General features: G+C 58.2%; 23 protein-coding genes. 4 read left to right on the plus strand and 19 right to left on the minus strand.

The features are described from left to right. Positions 1-42 precede the first annotated feature (42 nt). The 12 genes from glpK to ACFSE1_RS09165 form a co-directional block, all read right to left on the minus strand. Positions 43-1,536 (minus strand): glycerol kinase GlpK, encoded by a 1,494-nt coding sequence (glpK, locus tag ACFSE1_RS09110; protein ID WP_377399617.1) that lies wholly within the window; start codon positions 1,534-1,536, stop codon positions 43-45. Beyond that, complete coding sequence (glpD, locus tag ACFSE1_RS09115; RefSeq protein ID WP_377399620.1) at positions 1,533-3,041, minus strand: glycerol-3-phosphate dehydrogenase; 1,509 nt, start codon at positions 3,039-3,041, stop codon at positions 1,533-1,535. The genes glpK and glpD overlap by 4 nt, the downstream gene beginning before the upstream one ends. A 19-nt stretch (positions 3,042-3,060) precedes the next feature. Next, the gene (locus ACFSE1_RS09120) at positions 3,061-3,831 is read right to left on the minus strand and encodes a TSUP family transporter (RefSeq protein WP_377399623.1); all 771 of its coding nucleotides are present in this window, start codon (positions 3,829-3,831) and stop codon (positions 3,061-3,063) included. A 2-nt stretch (positions 3,832-3,833) separates the two neighbouring features. After that, on the minus strand, positions 3,834-5,825 hold the full coding sequence (locus tag ACFSE1_RS09125) for an alpha-glucosidase (RefSeq protein ID WP_377399627.1): 1,992 nt from the start codon (positions 5,823-5,825) through the stop codon (positions 3,834-3,836). 11 nt (positions 5,826-5,836) lie between these two features. Then, positions 5,837-6,601 carry an SDR family NAD(P)-dependent oxidoreductase gene (locus ACFSE1_RS09130; RefSeq protein WP_377399630.1) on the minus strand — a complete coding sequence of 255 codons (765 nt, stop codon included), beginning with the start codon at positions 6,599-6,601 and terminating at the stop codon, positions 5,837-5,839. 12 nt (positions 6,602-6,613) lie between these two features. Next, positions 6,614-7,498, minus strand: a complete 885-nt coding sequence (locus ACFSE1_RS09135; RefSeq protein WP_377399633.1) for an SMP-30/gluconolactonase/LRE family protein — start codon at positions 7,496-7,498, stop codon at positions 6,614-6,616. 11 nt (positions 7,499-7,509) lie between these two features. Then, positions 7,510-8,313 (minus strand): HpcH/HpaI aldolase family protein, encoded by an 804-nt coding sequence (locus tag ACFSE1_RS09140; protein WP_377399636.1) that lies wholly within the window; start codon positions 8,311-8,313, stop codon positions 7,510-7,512. Positions 8,314-8,324: 11 nt separating this feature from the next. Beyond that, the gene (gene araD, locus ACFSE1_RS09145; protein WP_377399639.1) at positions 8,325-10,061 is read right to left on the minus strand and encodes an L-arabinonate dehydratase; all 1,737 of its coding nucleotides are present in this window, start codon (positions 10,059-10,061) and stop codon (positions 8,325-8,327) included. 5 nt (positions 10,062-10,066) lie between these two features. Then, a complete protein-coding gene (locus tag ACFSE1_RS09150) occupies positions 10,067-10,921 on the minus strand; it encodes a carbohydrate ABC transporter permease (RefSeq protein WP_377399642.1) in 855 nt (284 codons plus the stop codon). A gap of 4 nt (positions 10,922-10,925) precedes the next feature. Beyond that, on the minus strand, positions 10,926-11,858 hold the full coding sequence (locus ACFSE1_RS09155) for a carbohydrate ABC transporter permease (protein ID WP_377399645.1): 933 nt from the start codon (positions 11,856-11,858) through the stop codon (positions 10,926-10,928). Between the two features lie 128 nt (positions 11,859-11,986). Next, positions 11,987-13,222 (minus strand): ABC transporter substrate-binding protein, encoded by a 1,236-nt coding sequence (locus ACFSE1_RS09160; RefSeq protein ID WP_377399648.1) that lies wholly within the window; start codon positions 13,220-13,222, stop codon positions 11,987-11,989. 56 nt (positions 13,223-13,278) lie between these two features. Next, a complete protein-coding gene (locus tag ACFSE1_RS09165; protein ID WP_377399651.1) occupies positions 13,279-14,355 on the minus strand; it encodes an ABC transporter ATP-binding protein in 1,077 nt (358 codons plus the stop codon). Between the two features lie 242 nt (positions 14,356-14,597). On the opposite strand from ACFSE1_RS09165, the gene ACFSE1_RS09170 reads away from it, so the two are divergent. Beyond that, on the plus strand, positions 14,598-15,650 hold the full coding sequence (locus tag ACFSE1_RS09170; protein WP_377399654.1) for a LacI family DNA-binding transcriptional regulator: 1,053 nt from the start codon (positions 14,598-14,600) through the stop codon (positions 15,648-15,650). A gap of 6 nt (positions 15,651-15,656) precedes the next feature. Here ACFSE1_RS09170 and ACFSE1_RS09175 read toward each other — a convergent pair whose 3' ends face one another. Genes ACFSE1_RS09175 through hutI form a run of 5 tightly spaced genes read right to left on the minus strand, consistent with a single transcriptional unit; the run spans position 15,657 to position 21,492 of the window. After that, positions 15,657-16,211: a HutD/Ves family protein gene (locus ACFSE1_RS09175; protein WP_377399657.1), complete on the minus strand. Its 555-nt coding sequence runs from the start codon at positions 16,209-16,211 to the stop codon at positions 15,657-15,659. Between the two features lie 3 nt (positions 16,212-16,214). Continuing rightward, positions 16,215-17,888, minus strand: coding sequence for a urocanate hydratase (gene hutU / locus ACFSE1_RS09180; RefSeq protein WP_377399660.1), 1,674 nt, complete (start codon positions 17,886-17,888; stop codon positions 16,215-16,217). Beyond that, positions 17,885-18,700, minus strand: coding sequence for an N-formylglutamate deformylase (hutG, locus tag ACFSE1_RS09185; protein WP_377399663.1), 816 nt, complete (start codon positions 18,698-18,700; stop codon positions 17,885-17,887). The genes hutU and hutG overlap by 4 nt, the downstream gene beginning before the upstream one ends. A gap of 2 nt (positions 18,701-18,702) precedes the next feature. Continuing rightward, positions 18,703-20,238 carry a histidine ammonia-lyase gene (hutH, locus tag ACFSE1_RS09190; RefSeq protein ID WP_377399666.1) on the minus strand — a complete coding sequence of 512 codons (1,536 nt, stop codon included), beginning with the start codon at positions 20,236-20,238 and terminating at the stop codon, positions 18,703-18,705. Beyond that, entirely contained in the window at positions 20,239-21,492 is a 1,254-nt protein-coding gene (hutI, locus tag ACFSE1_RS09195; protein WP_377399669.1) for an imidazolonepropionase, read from the minus strand. It abuts the gene before it with no gap. 109 nt (positions 21,493-21,601) lie between these two features. Here hutI and ACFSE1_RS09200 point away from each other — a divergent pair, with 109 nt between their 5' ends. Both ACFSE1_RS09200 and hutC read left to right on the plus strand, forming a co-directional pair. Beyond that, a complete protein-coding gene (locus ACFSE1_RS09200) occupies positions 21,602-22,951 on the plus strand; it encodes a formimidoylglutamate deiminase (protein ID WP_377399672.1) in 1,350 nt (449 codons plus the stop codon). After that, complete coding sequence (hutC, locus tag ACFSE1_RS09205) at positions 22,948-23,682, plus strand: histidine utilization repressor (protein ID WP_377399675.1); 735 nt, start codon at positions 22,948-22,950, stop codon at positions 23,680-23,682. Before ACFSE1_RS09200 ends, hutC begins: the two co-directional genes overlap by 4 nt. A 14-nt stretch (positions 23,683-23,696) precedes the next feature. Here the strand turns inward: hutC and ACFSE1_RS09210 are convergent, their stop codons facing one another. Beyond that, positions 23,697-24,701: an inorganic phosphate transporter gene (locus tag ACFSE1_RS09210; protein ID WP_377399678.1), complete on the minus strand. Its 1,005-nt coding sequence runs from the start codon at positions 24,699-24,701 to the stop codon at positions 23,697-23,699. Beyond that, positions 24,701-25,345, minus strand: a complete 645-nt coding sequence (locus tag ACFSE1_RS09215) for a DUF47 domain-containing protein (RefSeq protein ID WP_377399681.1) — start codon at positions 25,343-25,345, stop codon at positions 24,701-24,703. The genes ACFSE1_RS09210 and ACFSE1_RS09215 overlap by 1 nt, the downstream gene beginning before the upstream one ends. A gap of 98 nt (positions 25,346-25,443) precedes the next feature. Between ACFSE1_RS09215 and ACFSE1_RS09220 the strand changes: the two genes are divergently transcribed. After that, entirely contained in the window at positions 25,444-25,977 is a 534-nt protein-coding gene (locus ACFSE1_RS09220) for an NUDIX hydrolase (protein ID WP_377399684.1), read from the plus strand. Positions 25,978-26,044: the final 67 nt, after the last annotated feature.

The raw sequence follows: 26,044 nt of genomic DNA on the forward strand, positions 1-26,044 counted from the left end.
CCCGCGCTGTAGCTTATCGATCAGCAGATGGCTTTTCTATTTCTATTTGCCGAAGCCAAGCGTGCAACGGACGGCCGATTCCCAACCCTCTACCAGTTGCTTTCGTTCCTGGGCCGGCATTGAGGGGGTGAACTGCCTGTCGCGATGCCATTCTGCCGCAAAGCCTTCCTGATCGGGCCAGATCCCTGCGCCATGACCGGCAAGCCATGCTGCGCCAAGCGCCGTCACTTCCGCTGAGGCCGAACGATCCACAGCGACGCCCAGGATGTCAGCAAGGCGCTGCATGGTCCAATCATTGGCAGACATGCCACCATCCACGCGCAGCAGGGTATCGGTCTGACCCGGCCAATCCTTGTGCATGGCGCCCAGAAGATCCCGCGTCTGAAAGCAAACCGATTCCAGTGCCGCGCGGGCAAATTCTGCGGGACCTGTATTTCGCGTCATGCCAAACATGGCGCCCCGCGCTTCCGCATCCCACCAGGGTGCACCCATGCCGGTGAAAGCAGGCACCAGATAAACCCGTTGGCCGGGATCTGCTTGAGCAGCCAGTTCAGCGGTTTCTGAGGCTTTACCGATCATCTTCAGTCCGTCGCGAAGCCACTGGACCGCCGCGCCCGCAATAAAGATGGAGCCTTCCAGGGCGTAATGAACCTCGCCATTCAACCGGTATGCAATTGTTGTCAGCAGACGGTTGCGCGAGGCGACACGATCGGTTCCGGTATTCAGCAGAGCAAAGCAGCCCGTGCCATAGGTCGATTTCAACATGCCCGGCTTGAAGCAGGCCTGTCCGATGACTGCTGCCTGCTGGTCGCCCGCCACACCCTTGATAGGAATGGAGCCACCAAACAGAGAGGATTCGGTATCGCCGAAGTCGTCGATATTCGACAAGATCTGTGGCAGCATGGCGCGTGGGATGTTGAAGAGCTTCAGCAACTCCTCATCCCATTCGGCTGAACCGATATTGCAGAGCATGGTGCGTGAAGCATTGGTAACATCGATGACGTGTTTTTTACCGCCAGTCAGCTTATAGACAAGCCAGCTATCGACTGTTCCAAAGGCAAGATGACCTGCCTCGGCAGCTTCACGCGCGCCGGAAACATTGTCCAGCAGCCAGGAAATCTTTGTCGCCGAGAAATAGGGGTCGATCAGAAGGCCGGTGCGCTCGGCGATCAGGTCCGAATGACCATCCGCCCGAAGTTGCGCGCAATGGTCGGCGGTTCTGCGATCCTGCCACACGATGGCTTTGTGAATGGCTTTGCCGGTGCGGCGGTCCCAGACAAGCACTGTTTCTCGCTGATTGGTGATGCCGATAGCCGCGATCTGATCTGCAGCTACGCCCGCCTGTGCAATGGCAGTGCGTGCTGTTTCGAGCGTGGTGGTCCACAGATCTTCCGCTTCGTGCTCGACCCAGCCGGAATGGGGAAAGTGCTGTGTGAACTCCAACTGACCAGCGCCGCGAGATTGATATTGGCGGTCAAAGATGATGGAGCGAGTGGAGGTCGTTCCCTGGTCGATGGCGAGAATGAAGTCCTTCATGCAGCGGATCCCGTTTCAGTCATGTCTTCCAGATAGGCCGAGAGTGCCTGACGCTCCGCTTGGGTAAAGCGAAGGCCGAGCTTGGAACGACGCCAGAGGATATCATCTGCTTCACGCGCCCACTCATGAGCTACGAGGTAACGAACCTCGTTTTCACCCAGGTCTGCGCCGATGATTCTCCCCAGTTCTCCCCCGCTCCCGACGATGAGGAAGGCCTTGGTACCATAATTGCGCGCCAGTCGTCTCAGGGTCGTTTCAGCAATTTTTGGTGCTCGCTGCTTGAGATCTTTCACCAGCTTTTCAAAGCCATCGACGGAAAAATCACCGCCGGGCAGCGCGGCGCTGCCGGTCCACGGCTTTCGGCTTTCGCCCAGCTGGCGATTGATCTCCTCAAGCGCAGATTCCGCCAGCTTGCGGTAGGTCGTGATCTTGCCGCCGAAGACGTTGATGATCACGCCGGTTTCCTTGGTACCATCGCTGCGCAAGACGTAATCGCGGGTGGCCTCCTGGGCGGAACCTTCACCGCTGTTGTAAAGCGGACGGATGCCGGAATAGGTCCAGACGATGTCCTCTTGGCGTATGGCCTGCTTGAAATATTCGCTTGCCGCCTTGCAGAGGTAATCTGTTTCCTCAGGCGTGATGGCCACCTTGGATGGGTCGCCCTGATAATCACGATCTGTCGTGCCGATCAGGGTGAAGTCATTCTCATAGGGGATAGCGAAGATGATGCGGTTGTCCGCGTTCTGAAAAATATAGGCGCGGTCGTGATCGTAGAGCTTTGGCACCACGATGTGACTGCCTTGTACAAGGCGAACATTGTGCGCGCTGTTGTTGCCGGTCGTGTTACCGATAACGTCGTCCACCCAGGGACCGGCAGCATTCACCACAAGGCGGGCAGTTGCTCTTGATGCGGCGCCGGTCTGCTGATCACGCATGAAGGCAACAAAGCCGCCTCTTTCCCTCTCGATGCGCGCGACCTTGGTGCGGGTGCGGATTACAGCGCCACGGTCTGCTGCATCGCGCGCATTCAGTGCCACAAGTCGCGCGTCCTGAACCCATGCATCCGAGTATTCGAAAGCCTTCGCGTAATCGCCCTTCAAAGGCGCACCGCGCGGATCTTGCGTCAGGTTAAGAGCAGTCGTTGCCGGCAAAAGCTTTCTTCCGCCAATGTGATCGTAAAGGAAGAGGCCGAGGCGCAACAGCCAGGCGGGGCGCAATCCCTTGTGGTGCGGCAGTACGAAACGCAGCGGCCAGATGATATGGGGGGCGATTTTCCACAGAACTTCGCGCTCCATCAGCGCTTCGCGCACAAGCCGAAATTCATAATGTTCCAGATAGCGCAAACCGCCGTGAATGAGCTTTGTGGAGGCGGACGATGTGCCGCTGGCAAGATCATTCATTTCAGCCAGCAGGACTTTGTAACCTCTACCTGCTGCATCGCGCGCAATGCCGCAGCCATTGATACCGCCGCCGATGATCAGGATGTCGTAATCAAAGGAACTCATGGCTCGAACCTCTTGGGAATTAAGCTGCTTGGCTTGCGAGTTTGACGATGGCTGGTAGTGCCAGCGAGACGCCGGACAGAAACAGCAGAGCAAAGGCTGCGCGGCGCATGGCAACCGGTGAAAGGGGAGGGGGAAAGCGTTTTGCCAGATAGGTCGCGAGGATCACGACGGGAATGGCCGTTAATCCCCACCAGTAGGAGCTTGATGGCAGGTGCCCGGCGACCGTTACCATTCCGAGACGGATCAGCGCATTGGTCGCGAAGATGGCCACCAAAGTTTCCCGCACGGCGGAAGGCTTCAGCGGCTGGCGGTAGAAGTGATAAATCAGCGGTGGCCCGGCAGTGGAAAAGAGACCACCCATGACGCCCGCCGCAGCGCCAAAAACACCGAAGGAGACAGGTCCGGACATCTTCGGCAGCGGTTCCGGCTTGAGAGAAAGCTGGATGCTGGAAACGACGATGACAAGACCGAGCACGATCTTGAGCCAATCGAGTGATGCGGCCATCATCAGCCCGAGCAGCCAGTAGCCAAGCCCGAGAAACACCAGACTGGCCGCAAGGGCAGGAACGAACTGTCTGATGGCGACCTCTCGCCAGCCCTTTGCAAGCACCTGAACAGCATTGACCACAACCAGAATGCTCACCAGAACGGCGGCATCCGGCAGGGGCACCACGCCGGTCAGTCCGACCCCACCCATCATGATGAGACCGAGCGCAAAACCGGTGAGTGTCTGGGTATAGGCGGCCACGAAGGCTATGGCCAAAAGGCCCGCCAGACCGGAGAGGTCCATTGTCAGAGTGTCCGCATCGCTTCGAACAGAGAGGTATCAGACGCAGACGCGCGGTAGAAAACCGGCGGCTGACCAAGCGGTGCAGGCACGGTCACCGACTGCGCGCCCTCGTATGTCGCACCTGTCCAGACATGCACCCAGGTCTCGCCTTCCGGCAAGTACAGTGTCCGCTCGCTCTGTCCTGCCTGCCAGACCGGTGCCACGAGAAGGTCCCGACCGTAGAGGTAGCTGTCCTGAATGGCATAGGTGTTGCGGTCATTTTCATGATGCAGGAACAGCGGGCGCTGAACCGGCAGTCCCGTCGCCGCGGCCTCTTCCGAAAGCTTCCGGAGGTAAGGTGCCAGATGTACGTAGATCGAAGTCATGCGGGCAAAATGCGAAAGGACTTCCGCATCCTGATCGATCTGCACGTTATCGCGCGGCCGGTTGCCTTCGTGGCTGCGCATGACCGCCGTGAAGGCTGCCATTTCTGCCCAGCGCATGATGAGTTCCGGCGTGCGGACATTGCCAAACAGGCTGGTATAGCCACCAATATCGGAATGGTGATAGGCATTGCCCAGCAGACCGGAAGAGAGCGCGCCGCACATCACGGTAACCAGCCCATCGTGGCGCGAGAAATCGACCGACTGATCGCCGCCCCAGAGCAGCGGGCAATGAGCCTGGACGCCGGTGAAGCCTGCGCGCATGAAAAACAGGGCCTCGCCAGTCTTGCCGCGGCTTGTCACCGCCTTGGCGTTTACTTCCGCCCACAGCGTTGGCCAGGCATTGTGCATCAGCTTGGCATCCACGCCGTTTGCCAGTTTCACGTCGATGGGTAGATATTCGCCGAAATCGGCCATCCAGCCGGACAGGCCGTAATCCAGCATATTCTTGCCGATGACTTCTTCTGCGAACCAAGCGGCGGCTTCTGGATTGGTGAAATCCACCACACCGCAATCGAACTCGCCGAAATCGACGAGAGCTGTTTTTCCTGCCTCGTCCTTTGCGAAATAACCCTTCTCATCGGCAATCGGATAAAGCGGGCCATCCACGCAAAGATAGGGGTTCACATAGCCGAGGAAGCGGATGCCTTCATTGTTCAATTCGGCAATTTTCTCGCGCAGGTTCGGATAGCGGGTTTCATTTGCCTGCCAATCCCAGAACAGGCGTGCGCCGAAGGAGGTGTGGCGAAGACCGACCCAATCCTCACACCACAGCCCCGATACCTTGACACCTGCCGCTCGCATTTTTTCCATACGGGCAAAGGAGTTTTCACCGTCCTTCAGGCCCAGGATTGCACCCCCATAAACCCATTCCGGCAGCTTTGGCTGTCGACCGAAGCGGCTCGAAAGCTGGCCAACAAGCTCGATAAAGCTATCGGCTGTGAAAAGTTCCAATCGCTCGGGGATGGCCCAAACTTCGATTTCATGAAATCCGTCACGGCGGAAATCGAATACAGAATAGGCGGTCGTTTCCACGTGCAGCGCATATTTGCGCGAAGAGATATAGGTGGGTTGCGGATAGTTGGTGTTGTAGTAATCGCCGCCCGCCTTGCCGCTTACATCCGACTTGAAGGTGATCTCGGTCGTTTTATCTCGGCCTACGCCCGGCTCGGAGGTCCAGAGAGGAAAGCGGCGTCCCTTCATGTCGAAGTAGGACATCTGTTCGCCGCCGCCCCAAACGTGTTCGTCCGGCTCTGCGCTGATGCGCAGCCAGACCCGGTTTATGCTGCTGTCCAGAGCCGTTGTCAGGATGTGGTTGTCTTCGATGGTCAAAGCGAAACGGGCAGGCAGGCCTTCCGCAACCGCAAATTCAATGCGCTTGCCGGACACCGTAACGTGAGACAGCGCAGTGCGCTCGACCACATAATCCTCGATGTCGAAATTGCCGCGATACATATCCATGCGCTCTTCGCCCTTGCCGACGAAAAGGGCGGGTGCGGTGGCGGTGTGACGCAGAATCTCGCGGCCCTGAAGAGAGAGGACGAAACCACCGGGGATGAGATCGAGTTGCATGGAGGTAATCCTTAATTCTGTGTCAGACCGGCATCGACGACGAAGTTTGCGCCGGTGCAACCGTTGCTCTCATCGGAGCCGAGGAAGAGGGCAAGACGTGCAACATGGCTTGCGTCCAGGCGGAACTTCAGAGCTTGGAGATCAATGAATTGCTGGTTCTGTTCCGGGCTGGTCCAAAGCTTCAATTGCCGTTCCGTCACGATGGCGCCGGGGACAATGCAGTTGACGCGGATAGATGAGGGGCCAAGCTCACGTGCCAACGTCTTTGTCATGCCATTGATGGCCGCCTTCGAGGTGGTATAGCCGATCATGCCCGGACGTCCGCGCATCCAGGAAATGGAGCCGAACATGATAATCGAGCCGCCACCGGCCTCGGCCATGCCCTTCTGGACGGCCTGCGTGACGAAAAACTGGTGATCGAGATTGAGTGCCAGCGCGCGACGCCAGTAATCCGGCTCGACCTCATCCATCGCGTGTCGGTCGTCCTTGCCAGCATTGTTGAGGAGAACGCCGACCGCGCCGTGATCCTTCTCGATGCGCGCAACCGTCTCACGTAGAAGCGGCACATCGGTGAGGTCGCAAGGATAGAAGGTTGCGCCTGTGGCTGCAGCCGTTGCTGCGCCAGCGCTTTCATCGATGTCGATAAAAGAAACGCGCGCTCCCTGACTGCGATAGGCCTTTACCATCTCCTCGCCAATGCCCGTGGCGCCTCCTGTAATCAAAACATGGCGATCCGCGAGCGAGCGATACAGAACGGTGTCATAGGAAGCGGGCATGATGCGTGTTTCTCAGGCTTCTGGATTGAAAAGCGGCTTGGCCAAGCCGGGGACATCAGTGCGCATGGCAAAAAGCGCACCTGAAAGAGGATATTCGGCCAACTCTTCCTCTGGCCGTCCGATGCTGGCACTCGTGCAATAGAGCGTCTTGAGATCGGGACCGCCAAAGGTAACCATGGTCGGGCATTTGGCTGGTACGGGATATTCGCCAATCAAAGCGCCATCGGGCGTGTAGCGCTGAACGCGTCCACCTTCGAAGAGCGCGGTCCAGTAGCAGCCTTCGGCATCCACCGCACCGCCGTCCGGTCGTCCCTTGTCCGTCTCGGAGCCGAACCGGGCGAAGAGCTGCCGGTTGGTCGCCTCCCCGGATGCGACATCGTAATCGTAGGTGAAGAGGGAGTAACGCAGTGTATCGGAGTGATAGAGGCGCTTGCCATCCGGCGAGAAAGCAACCCCGTTAGAGGTCAGCAGGCCGCCCGCAAGTTTTTCAAGTCCACGCGCATCGCAGCGGTAGAGACTCGCGATGCCCCGCTCCCTGGTTTCATCCACCGTGCCAGCGATAAAGCGCCCGGCCGGGTCCACCATGCCGTCATTGAACCGGCTGATCGATTGATCCTCCGGATTGGCGGCGAGTTTGCGTAACAACTCGCCACGGCTTGAAATCAGCCAGATTCCGGAGCGAAGACCCGCGACAAAGCCGCCGCCGTGGGCAAGACCGATGCAGCCGACTTCCTCGGGCAGAGTGAGCGTATCCAGCGCGTTCGATGACGGATCGAACCGATGGATGCGGCTTTTTTTAATATCGACGAAGTAAAGCACCTGCTCTTCGACTGACCAGATCGGGCACTCTCCCAATGCGGCTTTGACATCCAGAACAAGCTCGAATCCGGTTTGCACGGTCGATTTCCTCAATAGGCTGCGGTTGGTGCGGCTGCGGGTTTGGTTTCGCCCTTCATCTGCGACAGCCAATCGTTCGCACGGCCGGTCATCATGGCAATATCGGACGCAATGGCCGCATAGTCATAGCCATAGCCGATAAAGCGTTTCACCATGTCCGGGTTCGGGCCTACGATGCCGATCGGCTTGCCAGCCGCATGCGCGTCCTTCGCCGCCTTCTCGATCAATGCCTGTACCTCGGGGTGAGCGATGTTGCCGATATGCCCCATTGCAGCCGAGAGATCGCCCGGGCCGACGAACAGAGCGTCGATGCCTTCGACAGCTGCGATTTCAGGCAAGCGCTCGATTGCCTCCGGCGTTTCCAGCTGAACGATGGTGCAAACATCCTCGTCTGCACTCTTGAGGTAGTTCGGAATGGTGCCGAACTTGGAGCCGCGATGAACGGCCGCCACGCCACGAATGCCATGCGGCGGATAGCGGGTGTAGGAAGCTGCAGCCTTGGCCTCTTCCGCGGTCTGAACAAAAGGCAGCATGACCGTCCGTGCGCCGGCATCCATGCAACGCTTCACGAGCACCTGATCGTTCCAGGCAAGACGCACGACCGCATCAGCAGGGGTGCAGCCAATGGCGCGCAGAATATGGGCCAGATCGGACACCTCGATTGGCACATGTTCCATATCCACGACGAGGAAGTCGAAGCCCGAATAACCAAGAGCCTCTGCGCTGGCGGGCGCGGCGGCCATCAGCCAGGTGCCGAGCGGCGTAGGGCGGGTTTTATCGGACAACCAGGATTTGAAAGGATTGAGCTTGCTCATCAGATTGTCCTTTAAAAGATGACCGGATCGGGCACGGTTTTCGTGCCGCTCAGGAAGTCGAAATCGCAGCCCTCATGGGCCTGGCTCACATGCTGCTGGTAAAGAGCAGCGAAGGAACGCTCGTAGATGCGTGCAGTTGGCTTCCACTCGGCACGGCGGGCAGCAAGTTCTTCCTCGCTCACCTTCATGTTGATGGTGCCTGCAACGACATCCAGCTCGATAAGGTCGCCGGTCTTGACCAGCGCCAGAGGTCCGCCGACAGCGGCTTCCGGCGAAACGTGCAAAATGCATGTGCCATAATGGGTGCCGCTCATGCGGCCATCGCAAATACGCACCATGTCGCGCACGCCCTGCTTCAACAGCTTCTTCGGGATAGGAAGATTACCCCATTCAGGCATTCCCGGTGCACCCACGGGGCCAGCGTTGCGAAGGATGATGACCGTGTCCTCGGTGACATCGAGATCCGGGTTATCCAGCGTCTTGTTCATGGTTGCCGGATCATCGAAGACAATGGCCGGACCGACATGCTTCAGGAATTTCGGATTGGCGGCAGACGACTTCATCACTGCGCCATTCGGAGCCAGATTGCCGCGCAGCACTTCCAGCGTCTTGCCCTTGGAGAGCGGCACGACAGGATTGCTTTCGTCGCGGATCACATCATCGTTCCAGCATTCCGCATCGGCAATATTCTCGCCAATGGTCCTGCCGTTGACCGTTGGGCGGGAAAGATCGAGATGATGCGAAAACTTCTTGAGAAGTGCGTTCAGGCCGCCCGCGAAGTAGAAGTCTTCCATCAGATATTCGCCGGACGGGAATACGTTGGCGGCCACCGGAACCTTGCCCGCCATGGCGGACATGTCATCCAGTGTCAACTCAACGCCCGCGCGCTTTGCCATGGCAACCAGATGAACCGCTGCATTGGTGGAGCCGCCCAGCGCCATATAGGCAACGAGGCCGTTGAGGAAGGTTTCCTTGCTCAGAATGTCGGAAGGTTTCAGATCCTCCCAGACCATTTCGACAATGCGGGTGCCGCAGAGCGAGGCCATGCGAGGATGGCCGGAATCGGTTGCAGGTATGGATGAAGCACCCGGCAAGGTCATGCCCATGGCATCCACAATCGAAGTCATGGTGGAAGCCGTGCCGATTGTGTTGCAGGTTCCGGCTGAGCGCGTCATCCGGCTTTCCAGATCGACCCAGTCATCCTTCGTAATGTTACCCGCCCGCAATTCGTCCCAATACTTCTTCGTATGGGTGCCTGCGCCGGTTTTAATGCCGCGCCACTGTCCGTTGGACATGGGACCGGCTGGGCAGTAGATCACCGGGAGATCCATCGAGAATGCGCCCATCAACAGTCCCGGCGTGGACTTGTCGCAGCCGCCGAGAAGAACGGCGCCGTCAATCGGGTGTGAGCGCAGCAGTTCTTCGCATTCCATCGCAAGGAAGTTGCGATAGAGCATGGTCGTCGGCTTCACCATGACCTCGCCGACGGAAAGAGCCGGCATTTCCACCGGATAGCCGCCTGCCTGCCAGACGCCGCGTTTGACGGCTTCGGCGCGATCGCGAAGATGCGCATGGCACGGGCTCATCTCGCTCCAGGTGTTGATGATGCCAATGACGGGACGCCCCATGAACTCTTCGCGCCGCATACCCATCTGCTGTGTGCGTTGGCGATGTGCGAAACCGCGCATGTCATCGGAAGCAAACCAGCGCTGGCTGCGCAGTTCGGACAATTCTTTTCTCTTTGTCATCTCGATTATCCCTTGATGCCACCCGCTGTGAGGCCCGAGACCACGCGTTCCTGGAAGATGACAATCAGGATTGCGACCGGAACGATGCCAACGACCAATGCGGCGGAAATGACCGGCCACGGGAAGGCGAATTCGCCCTGATAGAGCTGAATTCCGACCGGCAAGGTGCGCAGCGCAGGGTTCGAGTTGAAGGACAGTGCCAGAAGGAACTCGTCCCAGGCATTAACGAAAGCGAGAATGCCTGCCGTAAACACACCCGGAGCGCAGAGCGGCACAACCACCTTGAACAGAGCGCCAAGGCGGGTGCAGCCATCGATCATGGCGGCATTTTCCAGGTCGCGCGGAATGCCTTCGAAGAACGAAACCAGCATCAGCGTGCAGACCGGCAGCGACAAGACCGTGTAGGGCAGGATAAGCGCGATCCAGCTGTTGAGCAGGTTCAACGCACGCATGATCTCGAACAGAGGAACAAGCAGTGTGACGAGCGGGAAGGTGGAAACCGCGATGATCAGCGACAGGATCAAGCCACGATACTTCAGGTTCAACCGGGCAAGCGCATAAGCGGCCAGCACCGAGACCAGCAGCGTCAGGCATGTGGAGAGCAGCGCCACCATGAAGCTGTTGAACAGGAAAATGTGGAGCGGCTGATCCGAAAAGGCCTGCATATAGTTGGCAATGGTCGGCTGATGCGGAAACCATGTGATGGGTTTTACCGTCAGTTCCGCTTCCGTCTTCAGCGAGGTGAAGAGGATCCAGAGTGCCGGGAACATGCCGTTGACCAGCAGAATCGCGGCAGCAATGAAACGCAGCGGCTTGCCGGAAAAGAAAGAGGCGGAGCCGGAGGAGGCGACTTGGCTCATGAGTTTACTCCTTGGTCCGGATGATGCGGAGATAGACGGCGGTCACACACATAGAGAGGGCAAACATGACGACGGCAAGCGCAGAGCCATATCCAAGATCCAGGAACGAAACGGTGTTTTGGTGGATGTACATGGCAAGCGTTGCTGTCGAGGTGCCGGGGCCGCCACCCGTCATCATGTAGGGAATGTCAAAGGTTTGCAGAGCCGTGATGGTGCGGAAGATAAGCGCCACGACAATGGATGGCTTGAGAAGCGGCAGCGTTATCTCGAAAAACTGGCGGATGCGCCCGGCCCCATCCACATCGGCGGCCTCATAAAGCGAGCGGGGAATGGTCTGCAATCCTGCCAGGATGATCAGTGCCATAAAGGACGAGGTCTTCCAGATGATAGTAAGACAGATCGCTGCGAAAGCCAGATTCGGCGAGTTGAACCAGATAACCCCTTCAATGCCGAAACGGGCCAGTACATCGTTGACCACGCCATATTCCGAGTGGAAGAACCAGGCGAAGATCAGGCCCGCGAAGGAAAGCGGCAAAGCCCACGGGATGAGAAGGGAGAGGCGAACCGGCCATTGCACGCCGAAGGGCAGATTGGCAAGAAGTGCCAAAGCTAGCCCAACAAGCAGAGCGCCGGGAACGGTAATCAGCGTGATCAGAACCGTGTTCCAGGTGGTTTCCCAAAACACCGGATCGGTGAACATCAGCTGGTAGTTCTCAAAGCCTACGAATTCAGCAGGAAGGCCTGATGTCAGCGATAGGCTAAAGAAACTGGTATAAGCCAGTCGCAGCACAGGATAGACAATGATCAGCGACAGCAGGATAGCAGCCGGAGCCAGTAGCAGGACAGCAAGGGCGCGGTCGCTGAGATCGAGAAACTTCACCCAGCCTGGCTGTTGTTTTTCAATCCGCTGACTGGTGGCGATGGTTTGAGTGTTCACCTTGGCTGCTCCCGCGAAGACTCGTCGGCAAAAGAAATCCTGCGCGCTCCCATAAGAAGCCGCGTGACAGGAATATTGGACGGAGAGGGCGAGTAACCCTCTCCGGATTGTGCAAGTTCAGGACCGGATCAGCGGATGATTCGGCGAAGACGCGCTTCGATCTGAGCGGCACCTTCTTCCGGCGTCGTGACACCGGCGAGAACGGCATTCACCGTGGTGCGTATGACTTCGCTCACTTCATTGTAGCGCGGTGTGACCGGGCGCGGCTTGGCTGTTTCTACAACCTGCTTTGCATCGGCAAACCACGGAGCGGCTTTCAGAACCTCTGCATCCTGATAGAGAGCCGGATAGGTCGGCAGCAGAGATCCGTTCACAGCCATATACTTGGAGGCATCCTGGCTGGAGAGATATTCAACCAGCTTCTTGGCGGCATCCTGGTTCTTGGAATAGGCGGAAACGCCCCATTCCCACCCACCGAGGCAGGTTGCCTGCTCGCCACCCGCGATAGCCGGAAGACGCGTAACGCCAACCTTGCCCGCAACAGCGGATTCCTTGCCCTGAGCCTGCGCCCATGCATAAGACCAGTTTACCGCGAAGACCGCATTACCGGCCTGGAATTCCTTGCGGGTGTCATCCGTTGCGACTTCGGCAATGTTCTTCTTGGATACGCCTTCATCCACAAAGCTCTTCCACAGCTTCAGAGAGTTGACGGCCGCATCCTTGTCGAAGGTCAGCTTGCCATTGTTGACGAGCGTTTTGCCCTGGCTCCAGTATGGCAGCAGGAAGGTACAGACGGCACCTTCAATTGCCTTGCCCTGGAAAGAAAGGCCCTGCAGATCGGCGTTGTTCTCGCCGCCATTGATCTTCTTTACAGCAGCTTTCAGCTCGTCCCAGGTCTTCGGCGGCTCAATGCCGTATTTTTCCAGAAGGTCCTTGCGGTAGTAAAGGAACATCGAGTCCGCAAAGGCAGGCAGGGCAACAACCTTGCCGTCAACCGTGTTTGCTTCCGCATAGGCTGGCAGATAGACCGACATGTCCTTGCCTTCGAAAGGCGAGGTCCAGCCGGCTGCAGCAAACTGTGCCGGGCGAATGACGTCAAGGATCAGAACATCGAGGGAGCTATCCTTCGCGGACATGATCGTGTTGAGGTACTGAGCCTGCGCCTCGGAGGTGTTGCCTCCGGTCTCGATAGAGACCTTCGTGCCCGGGTTCGCGGCTTCGAATTGATCCAGAACCTTGCGCCAGACCTGAGGCTGATGCTGGCTGGAAATATAAACTTTCAATTCCGTATCGGCAAAAGCCGGGGCGGCAAAGCCGAGAATGCTGGCAGCTAGCAGTGTGCCAGTCAAACGCTTGATCATCATGGTCTCTCTCCCAGGTATAACAAGTTCAAAACGAGTGGGTCTCCGCCGTCCAGAGTTCAGGCGATGGCGCGTTCCGTTGCGGCATCGAAAAGGTGAACCTTCGTCGGGTCAAGTCCAAGCCGAAGCTCGGTATCAGGCTCCGGGCGCATTTCCGGCGGCATACGCGCCGTCAGCATCTCGCCGCCGATTGCAAAGTGGACGAGGGTATCGGAACCGAGGGGCTCGACGACCTGAACCTTGGCCGTCAGGGTCATTGCCGGATCGGCAACGGTTACGAAGTGCTCTGGGCGGATGCCAACAATGACTTCGCGGCCGTTTTCGACAACCTGCTTGTCGGATGCCAGGGCGGATAGCGGAATGCAGTCGCCGTTGGCGAATACAAGCGAGCCTTCCTGCACCTTTGCCCGGGCGAAATTCATGGCGGGCGAGCCGACGAAGCCGCCGACGAAAACGCTTTGCGGCTTGTTGTAAACCTCATCCGGCGTGCCGACCTGCTCGATATCGCCGCCCCGCAGAATAACGATCCGGTCCGCCAGCGTCATCGCCTCCACCTGATCATGGGTCACGTAGATGATCGTGGTGCCGATCTGCTGATGCAGCCGTTTGATCTCGGTGCGGACCTGGCCGCGCAATTTTGCATCGAGGTTGGACAGTGGCTCATCGAAGAGGAAAACCTGCGGGCGGCGAACAATGGCGCGACCCATGGCGACGCGCTGACGCTGACCGCCTGACAATTGGCCCGGACGGCGGTCCAGAAGATGTGCGATGCCGAGCATTTCAGCAGCTTCGTTGATGCGGCCTTCCGCATCCTTTACCGAAACGCCGCGAACCTTCAGACTGAAGCCCATATTTTCTCGCACTGTCTTGTGCGGATAAAGAGCATAGTCCTGAAAAACCATGGCGATGTCGCGCTCGCGTGGCGCAAGCTTGTTGACTATGCGCTCACCGATGCGGATTTCGCCGCCGCTGATTGTTTCCAGGCCCGCCACCATGCGAAGGGTGGTGGATTTGCCGCAACCGGAGGGGCCGACAAAAACGACGAACTCCCCATCCTGAATTTCAAGGTCGATGCCCTTGACGATCCGGAGCGAGCCGTAGCTCTTTTCGAGTTTGCGAAGGCTGACAGAAGCCATGGAAATCCTCCCCGCACGGCGCACCCACAGCGCCGCATTCTGCAATTTTCGGCGATCATAGCGCTACGATTGACAATTGCAATGCCTGTGTGTGGTTTTCCTTTTATTCTTTCAAAAGGGGGCATCGAAACGCGCCTATGGCGAAATTTCGTTGCCATCTCGCCTTATTCCTGCACAATACACTCCTTACAAGACAGATCATTGACGATCATGTATTTTCGCAGCGCTATGCAGGAGGGGGTATGGCAGATCAGGTGAAGGAAGCGATTTCTCGTCCGCAGCGTCGTCGCCGCAAGATGCAAAGTATCACCATGATGGATGTGGCGGAGCATGCAAAGGTTTCGCCTTCCACAGTTTCCCTTTATCTTCGCCGTCCTGAGGCTGTTTCGGCAAGTGCGGGCAGTTCCATAGCGCGCGCAATCGACAAGCTGAATTATGTCCCCAATCTGGTCGCGGGTGGTCTGGCTGCGGCCTCATCGCGCGCAGTCAGCATCATCGTTCCTTCTGTCCGCAATGCCTTCTTTGCCGAAACCGTGGCGGCCATGCAAACGGCGCTGCGCAAGGAGCGTCTGCAAGTTATCCTCGGTCACACCGAGTATGACGAGAAAGAAGAGGAAGATCTCGTCCGAACGGCCCTATCCTGGGCGCCGGCTGCGGTCGTCTTGACCGGCCTTTCGCACAGCGAGGCAACGCGCAAGATGCTTGCCAAGGCCACTGTTCCGGTTATCGAGATATGGGAACTGGGCGGTGTGCAAATCAATACGGCGATTGGCTTTCACCATGATCAGGTCGGCATTGCCTCCGCGAAGCATCTGATTCATGAGGGGCGGCGCAACCTCCTGTTTCTGGGAGCGCGCATGCACGAAGACAGGCGCGCAAGACAGCGTTGCGACGGGTTTGTCTCAGCCGCGAGAGAGGCAGGCGTAAAGGTGGATATGGTCCAGCATCCGGCACCGTCATCCGCCGAGGTCGGAGCGATGCTGCTGGCAGAGGCCATCGAGATGCACCCTGATGTTGACGGGATTGCCTGTTCCAACGATCACGTTGCACTTGGTGTCTTGTTTGAGTGTGAGCGTCTGGGGATTGCAGTGCCGGATCGTCTGGCGGTTATCGGTTTTGGCGATCTGAGCTTCAGCGCCGCCTGCAACCCGTCGCTGAGCACGATCAGGCCTTCTGGCGATCTGATAGGCCGGGAAGCTGCCCGCCTGATTGTGGATCATATGGCGGGCAAGGAATTGGAGCGCGACACCAGCATTGATACCCGGTTTACGCTTCTGCACAGGCGCAGTAGCTGATCGACCTCACTTCCTCTTGATTTCAGCGATGAGCACAGAGCCGGAACCAGCTATAGTTACCTCCGGCTCATGCGGTTCGATGAGAAGCGAATCGTGCTTTGCGAGGCTTGTCTGCGCAGGTTTGGCTCCTTCGTCGAGGCATAGAACCAGCCTCAGATGCGGGGATGGTTCCAGCGTCAGTGGTAGGATATGCCGCTTGACCGAATGGTCGCACAGACCGCGCCTTGTCATGACATTCAGATCCACGACGGTTCCGTCCAGCAGCCTGGCGAATGTCTGCTTGTCCGCCGGAAACGCCAGCGGTTCCGATGTCGGCGAAAGCCGGTAAAGGGGCTCTCCCTCTATAGCCAGTTCCATCCCCTCACCGGAAAGGATGGTCAGTGTTCTGTCTATGCCCGGAAAAGACGAAAAGGGGCCATCTGTTGCAACAGTTGCCATGCTGATGCGCCAGTGAAAATCGGAAAGATCCGCATTGGCGGGAAAGACGGCGATTTGCGCCGTCTCACCACCACCGTTCTTCCAGGGCATACGAATGTATTCTGCCGCGCGAAGAACCTGCATGGTTCAGTTACCAAGAATGCCGGGAAGCCGCAGGCCCTTTTCCTTGGCGCAATCCAGGGCAATGTCATAGCCCGCATCCGCGTGGCGCATGACGCCCGTGGCCGGATCGTTCCAAAGCACGCGCTCAAGCCTGCGGGCCGCATCATCGGTGCCATCTGCGCAGATCACCATGCCGGAATGTTGGCTGAAGCCCATTCCAACGCCGCCACCATGATGCAACGAAACCCAGGTTGCGCCCGAGGCACAGTTGAGCAGCGCATTCAGCAACGGCCAATCGGAAACGGCATCGGAGCCGTCTTTCATCGCTTCGGTTTCGCGGTTCGGCGAGGCAACCGAGCCTGAGTCGAGGTGATCGCGACCGATGACGACCGGAGCTTTCAATTCGCCATTGCGCACCATTTCGTTGAATGCAAGCCCCAGCTTGTGGCGGTCTCCAAGGCCGACCCAGCAAATGCGTGCGGGCAGACCCTGGAAGGAAATGCGCTCACGCGCCATGTCCAGCCAGTTATGCAGATGCTTGTTATCGGGCAGCAGTTCCTTCACCTTGGCATCCGTCTTGTAGATATCTTCCGGATCGCCTGAGAGGGCGGCCCAGCGGAAGGGGCCAATGCCGCGGCAGAACAGCGGACGAATATAGGCAGGAACGAAGCCGGGGAAGGCGAAGGCGTTTTCGAGACCTTCTTCCAATGCGAGCTGGCGGATATTGTTGCCATAATCGAGCGTCGGCACGCCCCTGTTCCAGAAATCCACCATGGCCTGCACATGCACTTTCATGGAAGCACGCGATGCCACTTCCACGGCCTTCGGGTCGGATTCCTGCTTGGCGCGCCACTCGGCTACGGTCCAGCCAGCGGGAAGATAGCCATGGATTGGATCGTGAGCAGACGTCTGGTCGGTCACGATATCCGGCTTCACGCCGCGACGAACCAGTTCCGGGAAGATCTCAGCGGCGTTTCCGAGAAGGCCGACGGATTTTGCCTCGCCCGCTTTGGTCCATTGATCGATAAGCGCCAGTGCCTCATCCAGAGTGTGCGCTTTGGCATCGACGTAACGGGTGCGAAGGCGGAAATCGATACGCGTTTCATCACATTCCACCGCAAGGCAGCAAGCGCCAGCCATGACAGCGGCGAGAGGCTGTGCGCCGCCCATGCCGCCGAGACCGCCAGTGAGGATCCACTTGCCCTTCAGATTGCCGCCGTAGTGCTGGCGTCCGGCCTCTACAAAGGTCTCATAGGTTCCCTGCACGATGCCTTGCGTGCCGATATAAATCCACGATCCGGCGGTCATCTGGCCGTACATGGCAAGGCCCTTGCGGTCCAGCTCGTTGAAGTGATCCCAGGTTGCCCAGTGAGGCACGAGGTTGGAGTTGGCGATGAGCACGCGTGGCGCGTCCTTGTGGGTGCGGAACACCCCGACCGGCTTGCCGGACTGGACGATCAGCGTCTCCTCTTCCGTCAGTGTCTTCAGCGTCTCGACGATCCGGTCAAAATCGTCCCAGGTGCGGGCTGCACGGCCAATGCCGCCATAAACGACCAGTTCATGCGGGCGCTCTGCGACATCGGGATCGAGATTGTTCATCAGCATGCGCAGCGGCGCTTCGGTCATCCAGCTTTTGGCGGAGAGTTCTGTTCCGGTCGCGGCGCGAACGTCACGAATATTATGGCGTGGGTTGCTCATCGTCTGGTCCCCTTGTTCTTCAGCTCGAACGCAATGGCTTCGATTTTTGTGAGAATAGTCTTTAAATGGACGCGCAGCCTCTCCGCTTTCGCGGTGTCATAGGTGAAGGGAGGTGCCTCGCTGCGCAGATGCGTGGATTGCGCCAACTCCATCTGAATGGCGTGAATGCCAGCTTGCGGCGTTCCGTAGTGGCGCGTCGTCCAACCCCCTTTGAACCGCCCGTTGAGGATTGACGTGTAATTATCTGCATCCGCCGCAACGTCTCTGACTGCGGCTTCGATCGCCGGATCGCAGGTGCGCCCCATATCGGTGCCGATGTTGAAATCCGGCAGCTTGCCATCAAACAGAAACGGAACGTGAGAGCGGATCGAATGGCAGTCATAGAGCACGGCAATGCCGTGTTCAGCCTTCACACGCTCGATCTCGGCGCGAAGCGCGTCGTGGTAGGGCGCGTGGAAATCCATCAGAGCGATGCGGATATCCGCCGTAGTTGGCTCTTCGCCCTGCTTCCAGATGGCTTGGCCGTCGAAATCCGTGCGCGGAACAAGATCCGTCGTATTCTGGCCGGGATAAAGACTGTTGCCGGAAGGATCGCGGTTTGCGTCGATGACATAGCGATGGAATGTGGCGCGCACGGTGGTCGCATCTGGCAAAAGCCCTGCGTAAAGCTCGTGAATATGCCAATCCGTATCGGCCAGCAGCTTTCCGTTATCGTTCAGACGATCCCAGATATCCGGGGGAACGTCTGTGCCCGTATGTGGAAAGGCCAGAATGACCGGCGAGCTGCCATGGGTGACTTCGAAGACGCTCATCTTTATCCCTCCAGCGCGGGCAGCAAGCCATCCGAGACGCTGGCCGTGAGCGCGCCACTGGCCACAAGCTGGCCGGCCGCTTCCAGATCCGGTGCCATGAAGCGATCTTCTTCGAGCGTCGGAACAACTTGGCGCAGTGCCGTCATGGCCTTCTGCAGTTCCGGGCTTGTCGTGAGCGGCGCGCGGAACTCAACGCCCTGTGCTGCCGTCAGGGCCTCGATGCCGATGATGGAGAAGAGATTCTCGGTCATCTGGAGCAGACGCCGTGCACCATGGCATGCCATGGAAACGTGATCCTCCTGGTTGGCTGAAGTCGGCGTGGAATCCACCGAGGCCGGGTGCGACATCTGCTTGTTTTCGCTCATCAAGGCCGCAGAAGTGACTTCTGCAATCATCAACCCGGAGTTCAGCCCCGGCTTCTTGGCGAGAAACGCGGGCAGTCCGTAGGACAGGGCAGGATCGACAAGCAGTGCGATACGCCGTTGGGCAATCGCCCCGATTTCACACACGGCAATGGCAATCTGATCGGCAGCGAAGGCAACCGGTTCCGCGTGGAAATTGCCGCCGGAAACGACGCTGTCATCCGACAGAACGAGCGGATTGTCCGTCACGGCATTGGCTTCGATTTCCAGCGTGCGGCCAGCCATGCGCAACAGATCCAGGCAGGCACCATCCACCTGCGGTTGACAACGAATGCAGTAGGGGTCCTGTACCCGTTCGTCGCCTTCCAGATGGCTTTGGCGGATAACCGAGCCTTCCAGCAGACGACGAAGGGCTGCGGCTGTGTCGATCTGCCCCTTATGGCCGCGCAGCGTATGAATGTCTTCGGTGAAGGGGGCGGAGGAGCCCATCGCGGCATCGGTTGATAGCGCGCCGGTGATAAGTGCTGCCTGTGCTGCACGATGCGCCCGGAAAAGGCCCGCCAGAGCAAGGCCGGTGGAAGCCTGAGTTCCGTTGATGAGAGCCAGTCCCTCTTTCGCAGCCAGCGTAACGGGTGCGAGGCCCGCGCGGCGAAGCGCTTCGCCACCCTGCAATCTCTCACCCTTGTAGAAGGCTTCTGCCTCGCCCATCATCACCGCAGCCATGTGCGCCAGAGGGGCAAGATCGCCGGATGCGCCGACAGAACCTTTCTCGGGAATGAGAGGCGTTACCCCTTTTTCCAGCATGCCTTCGATCAGGCGGATCAGGTCCAGACGGACGCCGGATGCCCCGCGGCCCAAGGAAATGAGCTTCAAGGCCATGATCAGCCGGACGATGTTTTCCGGCAGCGGAGAGCCGACGCCACAGCAATGGGAAAGGATGAGATTGCGCTGAAGGGTGGCAGTATCGGCGGCATCAATCTTGATGGAAGCGAGTTTTCCAAAGCCGGTATTGATGCCGTAGACGGGCTCGTTGCCTGCGGCAATCGCGGCTATGCGGGCCGCGGCCCTTTCAATCCTGGCATCGAAGCTGCGATCCAGAACGGCAGCGTCTCCGTGCCAGTAGATGCGGGCAAGGTCTGTCAGTTCCACGCTGCCTGGGTGAAGAACTATGGTCATTCAAATCTCTCCTGCCATCAAAGTTGAGGTGATGTGGCCGTTCCAAACCCTTGCACGCAGCGGGTTGAAGCCCATTCGGTAGACAAGCTCTGCGGGGCGATCGATGTCCCACACTGTGAAATCGGCGGCTTTGCCGACCTCGAGGGTTCCGGTTTCGGCAGAAATTCCCAAGGCACGGGCAGCCTCACGGGTTACGCCAGCAAGGCATTCATCCACCGTCAGCCCAAAAAGCGTGGCACCCATGTTTATCGTGAGCAGGAGTGAGGTGAGGGGAGATGTGCCTGGATTGCTATCGGTCGCGAGAGCAATGGCAGCGCTCTCCCGACGCAGCGCCCCTATCGGAGGCAATTGTTTTTCCCGCAATGTGTAGAAGGCGCCGGGAAGAAGCACTGCGACCGTGCCTGCCTGAACAAGCGCCGGGATGTCTTCCTCGGCCAGATATTCCAGATGATCGGCAGAAAGTGCGCCATAGGAGGCGGCAAGCCTTGCACCTTTCAGGTCAGAAAGCTGTTCTGCATGAAGCTTCACGGGAAGACCGAGCTTTCGCGCCTCATCGAATACCAGCGCTATCTCATCCCGCGAGAAGGCGATGCCTTCGCAGAAGCCATCCACCGCATCGACCAGCCCTTCAGCATGGGCAGCGTGCAGACCCGGAAGCGCGACTTCGCGGAGATAGTCACCATTGCGGCCCTTGTATTCCGAGGGTGTGGCATGGGCAGCAAGCCACGTGGTCGCGATGCGGATGGGCCGCATCTGGCCAAGTCTGCGTGCCGCACGCAGCATGTTCAGTTCGCCCTCAATGTTCAGAGCGTAGCCGGACTTGATCTCGACTGTGGAAACACCTTCAGCAATGAGCGTGTCCAACCGAGGCAGGGACTGTTCGACAAGTTGCTGAACATCGAGAGCGCGGGTTGCTTTCACCGAGGAGATGATGCCGCCGCCTGCGCGGGCAATCTCCTCATAGCTTGCCCCTGCAAGGCGCATTTCGAATTCCATGGCGCGATTGCCGCCGTAAACCAGATGCGTGTGGCAATCGATGAAGGAGGGCAGGAGCCAGCGGCCCCCGCAATCGATTTGACGAATATCTTTGGGGAGATCCTTTGGCAGCTGGCTCTCTGGCCCGACAAAGGCCAGGCGGCCATTCTGGACGACCACGGCTCCCTTTTCGATGGATGTGCCGTGCTTTGCCATGGTTGCGATGCGTGCATCGACCCATAGCGAAGGTGCGGGCTCTGCTGCTTTCCAAGTCTGCATTGAGCGATCTTTTTCCATATGGCTCCACCTTCCATTTGCGGATAATGTATAGACATGATAATGATCCACGCAAGCCAATTTTTTCCATCAGCCGACGGAGAACGCCGCCATGAGCCTTAGCCTCCACATCGAAAGCCTTTATTCGTCAGCAGGTTGGAGACAAAATGTTCGCCTGAAAATTGCTGGCGGACGCATAGAGACGATCGAAGAGGGAGTCTTGCCTGAGGCGCAGGACGAGAAGCATAAGGTTGTTGTTCCTGCTCTGCCAAACCTGCACAGCCATGCATTCCAACGAGCCATGGCAGGCCTTGCCGAAACACGCGGCCCTGGCAGTGACAGTTTCTGGAGCTGGCGCGAGTTGATGTATCGGTTGGCGCTGAGGTTCATGCCCGAACAGGTGGAAGCCGTGGCCAGCCAGCTTTACATGGAAATGCTGGAAGCGGGATTTGGCCGGGTCGGGGAGTTTCACTATCTGCATCACGATAGCGATGGCGGCCACTATGCCAATATTGCCGAGATGGCGGAACGCGTTGCGGCAGCCAGCGTCGAAACCGGAATTTCGCTCACGCTCCTGCCCGTGTTCTATGCGCATTCAGGCTTTGGCGCACAGCTGCCGACACCGGAGCAGCGCCGTTTTATTCATTCTGTCGATGATTTTGCGCTGCAGATGGATGCCTGCCGTGACCTCGTGAAACGGCTTCCTGATGGACGCCTGGGAATAGCGCCGCACAGCCTTCGCGCCGTCACGCCGGAAGAGTTGCACAGCATACTTCCACTTGCCGATGGCGGACCAATCCATATCCACGTTGCGGAGCAGACGCGGGAAGTCGAGGATTGCCTTCGGCACCTTGGTCGACGTCCTGTCGAGTGGCTGCTGGATGCTATGCCGGTCGATGCCCGCTGGTGCATGATCCACGCCACACATATGTCTGAGGCTGAAACCGTCAACCTTGCGAAAACCGGCGCAGTTGCAGGCCTTTGCCCTGTGACGGAGGCCAATCTTGGCGACGGCATTTTTGATGGCATCCGTTTCCGCAATGCCGGAGGTTTCTATGGTGTCGGCTCTGATTCCAACGTCCTCATTTCCGTGGCGGATGAATTGAGACAGCTTGAATATTCCCAGCGCCTCGGCGAACGCGTTCGCAATGCCATGGCACTACCGAATCAATCTACGGGCCGGGCGTTGTTCGAGGCCGCGCTCGCGGGCGGCACACGGGCACTGGCTGGACTAAAACCGCTGGAAGCAGGATCGATGGCTGATCTGGTTTCGCTGGATCTCTCTGCTGCGCCGTACCTTCGCGGCGATCAGATCCTTGATTCATGGATTTTCGGACAAGGAGTTTCGATTGACTGCGTATGGGTGAATGGCATCAGATGGGTAAGCCAAGGTCGGCACCACCAACGTGAGAAGATCAGCAGGAACTTCCGAACCGCCATGCAGGAGCTATTGCAGTTATGAGTGCAGAAAAAGACGGGACGCTCCACAGCCGTATTCTGGGCGATCTGGAGCAGAAAATCCTGTCCGGTGAATGGCCGCCGGGGCATCGTTTGCCCTTTGAGATCGACCTGGCCGCACACTATGGCTGCTCACGCATGACGGCGAACAAGGTGCTGACGCAACTTGCTCGATCCGGAATGATAGAGCGGCGTAAGAAGTCTGGCAGTTTCGTGGCCCAGCCTGTTGCACAGGCTGCGGTGCTCGAAATTCATGACATCGAAACCGAGGTGCGTTCCCTCAAGCAAGCCTATTCCTACCAACTCCTTTCCCAGCAGCAACGTGTCGCTGATCGGGAAGATCTGGCAAAGCTCGACGTGGAGGAAGGCGCGCCCATTCTGCAGCTGTCCTGCCTGCATTTTGCGGGTTCCAGCATTTTCTGCGTCGAGGATCGCCTGATCAACCTCGATGCCGTACCCGATGCGAAAGCTGCTGATTTTGAGAAAAATGCGCCGGGGCCTTGGCTTCTGGCCCGCGTTCCGTGGAATGCCGCTGAACATCGCATTCAGGCAATTGCCGCGACTGCGGAGACGGCCAGGCGCTTGCAGATCGCAAAGAACGCTCCCTGCCTGGTTATCGAGCGCCGCACCTGGGGCTCTGCCGGCCCGGTCACGCAGGTCAGGTTGACCTATCCCGGCGAGCGGCACCAATTGATTGCCCGGTTCCAACCCGGGGAAGCCGAACGGGCAGGCTGAGCACGGCCCTTGGCTTAGCCGAACAGGCCGACCAGAAAATAGAACCCGGCGGAGATCAAGGCTGCTGCGGGCAGCGTCACGATCCAGGCGATCACGATGTTTCCGGCCAGTCCCCAACGCACGGCGGAAACGCGGCGTGCGGCACCTACACCAACGATTGCGCCGGTGATGGTATGCGTGGTCGACACCGGGATGCCAAGCCAGGTTGCGCCAAACAGCGTCAAGGCACCTCCTGTTTCCGCGCAGAAGCCCTGCATCGGGTTTAACCTGGTGATCTTCGAGCCCATGGTGTGGACAATTCGCCAGCCGCCGAAAAGCGTGCCGAGGGCCATGGCCGCCTGGCAGGAAATGACAACCCAGAACGGAACGTAGAATGTGTCGCCCAGGTGCCCCTGACTGAACAGCAGAACGGCAATAATGCCCATGGTTTTCTGCGCATCGTTTCCGCCATGTCCGAGGGAGTAAAGCGAGGCCGATACAAATTGCATGAAACGGAATGTTCGATCCACTGCAAAGGGGGTCTGCCGCACGAAGAGCCATGAGACGATGAGGACGAGCACCAGCGCCAGAAAGAAGCCAATGGCCGGAGACATGAAAATGGCGCCTGCGGTTTTCAGAAGTCCGCTCCAGACGATGGACTGAAAGCCGACCTTGGCAAGCCCGGCGCCCACCAGGCCGCCTACCAGAGCATGTGATGAACTGGATGGAATGCCGAAAATCCAGGTGACGATGTTCCAGATGATTGCACCCATCAGCGCCGCAAAAATCACCTGCGGCGACACAATGGATGGATCGATGATGCCGGTGCCGAGTGTTTCAGCAACGTGAAGACCAAAGAACAGAAAGGCGATAAAATTGAAGAAGGCAGCCCAGGCCACAGCATATTGGGGGCGTAAAACGCGAGTGGAGACAATCGTGGCGATTGAGTTGGCGGCGTCGTGGAGACCGTTCAGGAAATCGAAAAACAGGGCGACGGCGATGAGACCGGCAAGAATGGGCAATGCAAGTTGCGCGTCCATTACACGTTCTCGATCACGATGCCGCTGATTTCATTGGCTACGTCTTCGAAACGATCCAGCACCTTTTCCAGTTCGCCGTAAATTTCGCTGCCAATCATGTAGGCCATGGCATTGCCGCTTGCGCCGTGCTGGTGGAACAGGTCCTTGAGGCCCTGATCGTGCAGATCATCCGAGCGGCCCTCAACCCGCGTAATCTCTTCTGTTATCGCGGCCAAGCGCTGGGCGTTGCTGCCTACCTTGTCGAGAAGAGGAATTGCTTCTGCGATAAGATGCGCTGCCTGGACGATTTCCTCGCCCATCTGCTGCATCAGAGGGTCAAAGCTTGATTTTTCGAACAGACGGATTGTCTTCACCGTCTTGTGCATCATATCGATGGCATCATCCATGGACTGTATGAGATCTTTGATATCGCCACGGTCGAATGGTGTGATAAAGCTCAAACGGACGGCGAGAAGCACCTCCCGGGTAATGTCATCGGCCTCATTCTCCAGCGTCACGATACGCTGGCAATTGCCGCTAACATCCTTTCCGTGCAGCAGATCATTCAGGGCTTCGGCTGCGCCCACGACGGTTTTGGAATGCTGACAGAACATGTCGAGAAACTTGTCCTCGCGCGGCATCAACTTACGGAAAATGCTCATCATGACCTTCAACCTTCCCGGTACAATTTGCGGTCATAAATGTGTCATGATCGCAGACAGGGCAATCTCTGCTTGCGCACTATCCAGCTTTATCCAGTGATATGAGCCAATCCGGGAAAAACCGTAAAGCCGGCTCAGGCAAGCCGCGCTCACTCCTGCAACAGCTTGCGCGTGTTCCTGAAAAGCTGTTCGACGGCGGTTTCCGTCAGCAATATGCCGCGCTCTGTTTTCGCCGTATTGAGTGTGAAATCCAGATCCTTCTGGTTACGACTCGCGACAGCGGTCGCTGGGTGATACCCAAGGGATGGCCAATCAAGCACAAAAAGCCACATCAGACTGCGGCGACGGAGGCCTGGGAAGAAGCGGGCGTGCGCGGCGCTGTGAAGAAAAAGCCCATTGGCCGCTACACCTATCTGAAGCTTTTGGATGACGGCGACGTGGTGCCCTGTGTCGTCGATGTATTCCAGATTGAGGTGAACGAGGTTCAGGATCGCTTCAAGGAAAAAGGAGAGCGACGCATTGCGTGGGTCAGTCCTGATGAAGCGTCGCGTCGCGTGCGCGACATCGAATTGAAGTCGCTTCTGGTGGAATTCAAACCAAAGAAGGTGAAGCGCCCCGCCACGTCGATGTCATAAGCCGTACATTGCCAAGGTCCTCCTTGCCGACTTTCCCCGACCGCTCATTTTACCTATAAGCAGAAAC

Source organism: Affinirhizobium helianthi, from assembly GCF_042680945.1.
Classification (GTDB): domain Bacteria; phylum Pseudomonadota; class Alphaproteobacteria; order Rhizobiales; family Rhizobiaceae; genus Neorhizobium; species Neorhizobium helianthi.